This is a genomic window from Deinococcus marmoris DSM 12784, from assembly GCF_000701405.1.
Lineage (GTDB): Bacteria > Deinococcota > Deinococci > Deinococcales > Deinococcaceae > Deinococcus > Deinococcus marmoris.
The window spans coordinates 1-3,815 of sequence record NZ_JNIV01000176.1; the positions used below are offsets into that span (position 1 = coordinate 1).

Genomic DNA, 3,815 nt, shown 5'->3' on the forward strand with positions numbered 1-3,815 from the left:
GATGGATACAACGTTCTCTCAAACGTCATCCAAGCGACGAGCAAAGGCTTTTTCGCGTGCCAGTGAAGCTTAAATCCAAGTTGTCCGGTACTGAATCCTGGTCCTTAGCATAGGAGAGTACGCTGATCTTGAAGTGCTCCCGAACCCGTTGCAACATGCTGGACCACTCGGTTGCGGCCCTGACGTTTGGCTTCATACAGCGCCTCGTCTGCACGTGCGAAAATGTCAATGACCAAATCTTCCGGCACCTGCACGAACTGGTGCGGCAAGCTGGCGATGCCGATGCTCACCGTCACGGTGATTTCTTGCCCATTCCAGTGCAGCCGCAACTGCTCAATCGCCGCCCTCAGCCTCTCTGCAATAATCAAGGCGCCGGCCGCTGGCGTATGGGGTAGGAGCACCACCAGTTCTTCGCCTCCGTAGCGTCCCGCCACATCTGAACGGCGCAGTTGCTGCTGGACGCATATTCCCAGCGCCGCCAAGACATGGTCACCTGCCAGGTGACCATAAGTGTCATTGATGGCCTTGAAGTGATCGAGATCCAGCACCAGGACGCTGGTGGAGAACGCGTGCCGGGCAGCGAGTTGCACCGTTTCTTGCAACCGGGCCACCCACGCGCGTTTGTTCATCAACCCCGTCAAATCATCCACTGTCGCCAAACTGTACAAACGGGCGTTCTCGACGGCCACCGCCGCCTGGGCCGCAAAGATTTCCAGCAGATGCAGGTCGCCACTGCTCTGCGCGGGATTATCCACCATCACCACGCCCAGCGTGCGCTCTCCCGCTTTCAGCGGCAAAATGACTTTAGGGCCCAGATGTGCCTGGCCGCTCTCCACCGCGCTGCGGATCAGGGCCTGCTCTTCAGGCGTCAGGAGCGCCCAATCGGTGTGGCCAAAACGTCCGGTCCCGATCCGGAGGGTGAACTCCTGTCGCTCGGCCGTGAGGACAGCCCCGCTGATGGCCAGGGCCTCATGGCCGGGCGTGAGGACGGCCAGCACGGCGCTGGTAAAGCCGAGTAGGCCCTGGATCTGCAGCAAGATGCCGAGCAGCAAGTCATCGAGGGGTTGCAAGCGGTGCAGCTCCGGGGTGGCTTTCAGAATATATTCCAAGCCGCTGCGCGAGGCGTGCAGCGCCCGGACGTGCCGGTAGGTCTTCAGCGCGGCATCCACCCACACCAGCAGCTTGTCAGGGCCTTCAGATTTGTCGTGGTAGCCCTGAATGTCCAGCTCGCGCAACATCTGGCGCGGCGGCTTTTCCGAAGCGTAGCCGGTCTGTAACACGATTTGGACTTTGGGGTCAAAGGTTCGCACAGCCTTGACGACGTCTTCGCCGGTCATGCCGGGCATGAAATAATCGAGCAGCATGATATGGACGTCGCGCCCACGGCAGAGCTCAATGGCCTGTTCACCGCTCGCCGCTGACAGGACCTCGTGCCCGTCGACTTCAAGCAGGCGGCAGAGTGTGCTGCGCAGGGCGTCATCGTCGTCGACTACCAGCACGGTGTGCCCGGAAGGTTGAGCTGTGGTGCGTAATCTGGCCATGGGAGTCTCCCTGGCTCAACAACCTAGTGCGCCTCTCCTCACAAAGACCTGACTGAGCTTGAGTTCAATTTGTGCGTGTCTGGTCAAGCCCCTTGAGCCTGGTGCCCGAACTTGAGGGGTCTCAACTCAAGTCGGCCAGTGCAGAGCATAGGCTATGGCCGGGCTTACGCCTGAGGTGGAAAGTGCAAGGCAAATGTCGTGCCTTTACCCACGAAGGTACGGACGTCGATCTCGCCCTTAAAATGTCCCGTGACGATATCGTGGAGAATGCTCAATCCTAAACCTGTCCCCTTGCCCACGTCTTTGGTGGTGAACAGAGGATCGAAAATGCGGGGCAGCACTTCCGGCGCGATACCCGTGCCGGTATCTTCCACCTCCATGACCGGGTGACCACCGCGTTCCACAAACCGGACGGAGACACGCCTTTCTCCAGTGGATTCGCAGGCGTGAATCCCATTCACTACCAGATTCGTCAGGACCTGCGTGAAACGGCCCGGTTCCCCACGCACCAGCACCTGATCTTCAGGCTTCTCGAACAGCAGAGAAACATTCGCATTCCGTGCCTGGTGAGCGATCATGGTTAAGGTATCGGTGACCAATTTCACCGCGTTAAAGGTGATGACGCCCGTGACCGTGTCCCGCGTATGGCTCCGCATGGTACGAAGGAATTCCCCAATACGGCCCGTGCTCTTCACGCCCTCCACAAGAATGGAGCGCAGTTCTGTGGCAATCTCCCGGTGGTCATCTTCAGTGACTCCTGGCGCGCCCACCGAGTCGCAATATTCCTTGGCCAAGCGCTCCGCTTCGTACAGAGAATTCATCGTTGCTGCCAGTGGGGTATTGATCTCATGGGCCAGACCCGCAGTCAGTCGTCCCAGACTGGCCAGCTTCTCACTGGCCAGCAGCCGTGACTGACTGGCCTGCAACGCTTCAGTGGCCGCGTGGCGTTCCGTGATATCCCGCTCCAGGCTCATCAACATTTCCCGGCCATCAATCCAGACGAACGCCAGATGAATCTCCACTGGAAATTCACTTCCGTCCTTGCGACGGTGAACGGTCTCCATGCGGAGACGTTCCTGCTCACGAATCTGCCCCTTGAAGGCGTCGTTCGCTCCAGGCTGCCCCCGTAGGGCCTCGCCGCCAATCATGAGCAGGTAGGTACTCTGTCCCGTCAATTCCTCGACGGTATAGCCGTTCATGCTGGCCGCGACCTCATTGCAGGCCACGATGGGCATGTCCCCATCCAGATCAACCAGCATGATGCCGTCAGGAGAATGGTCAAACAACACCTGAAACGTCCGGCGGCTTTGATCAAGTGCGAGGTCTGCTTCCCGGCGGTCGGTGACGTCACGTGAATTCATGACCATACCGCGGACGTGGGGGTCATCCAGCCGGTTTGTGGCCACCCACTCCAGCCAACGATAACTGCCATCGGCGTGTTGAAAACGGCTGGTCAGGCTGCTGGTCGCGCCGCTTCCACCAAACACGGCAGTGGCGAACGTCTGGCGGATTTCGGCATATTCGTCCAGATGCATAAACTGAAAAACGTCCGTACCTTTGATGATCTCTGGGTCCAGGCCGAGAATGCGGTGGAGGGACGGACTGGCATAGGTGATGTACCCACCACGGTTGACTATGGTCACGATATCGCTGCTCTGCTGAACTAGTGCTCGGAACCGCCCTTCACTCGCCATGAGCGCGTCTTCCGTGCGCTTCTGTGCCGTGATGTCGATCATAAATCCGGCCACACGGACCATGACGTCCCCTTCAATTACTGGCGTGATACGGTCGCGCACCCACACGACGCGGTGATCGGCAGCGTGCATGCGGTACTCCAGTTCAAAGGGCTGTCCCGTCTGGGTCAAGCGTTCGTAGGCTGCGAGAGTTTGTTCGCGGTCGTCTAGGTGGAGACGGGATTCCCAGAAGGTGGGTGTAGCGAGCCATGCCGCTGAGGTGTACCCAAAAAGAGTTTCCACGCCCTCTGAGATAAACGTGCCGTGACCCGTACTGGGGTACGCCTCCCAAACGACGCCGTTGATCAGGTTAAGCAGGCCGAGCAATTCTGTGGTCTGCGTCATCTGGATCCCGCATATATGGAGGCGTGAGACTCGCCGTGCCTGGTCTTGACTCGCATGTCCTGAACTCTAGAGTTCAGGGTCTTACGCCGTTCTCCTCACTCCCTGATCAATGGTTCGGACAGTTTTGACGAAAAGTAGGGGTGGCCCAAAAAACGGGTCTCCGGTAGGGTGAGGTTCTCAAGCCCACACCCAAGGA

2 protein-coding genes are annotated in these 3,815 nt (G+C 58.9%); both read right to left on the reverse strand.

Going from position 1 to position 3,815, the window contains the following annotated elements; translation table 11 throughout:
• Positions 1-104 precede the first annotated feature (104 nt).
• Positions 105-1,541 (reverse strand): GGDEF domain-containing response regulator, encoded by a 1,437-nt coding sequence (locus Q319_RS25945; protein ID WP_051655693.1) that lies wholly within the window; start codon positions 1,539-1,541, stop codon positions 105-107.
• Positions 1,542-1,705: 164 nt separating this feature from the next.
• The gene (locus tag Q319_RS0122530; protein ID WP_029484647.1) at positions 1,706-3,619 is read right to left on the reverse strand and encodes a PAS domain S-box protein; all 1,914 of its coding nucleotides are present in this window, start codon (positions 3,617-3,619) and stop codon (positions 1,706-1,708) included.
• Between the last annotated feature and the right edge of the window lie 196 nt (positions 3,620-3,815).

Bases quoted from the DNA above. Each gene is read 5' to 3' on its own strand.
- Q319_RS25945 (WP_051655693.1), bottom strand. From the start codon at position 1,541: ATGGCCAGATTACGCACCACAGCTCAACCTTCCGGGCACACCGTGCTG.
- Q319_RS0122530 (WP_029484647.1), bottom strand. From the start codon at position 3,619: ATGACGCAGACCACAGAATTGCTCGGCCTGCTTAACCTGATCAACGGC.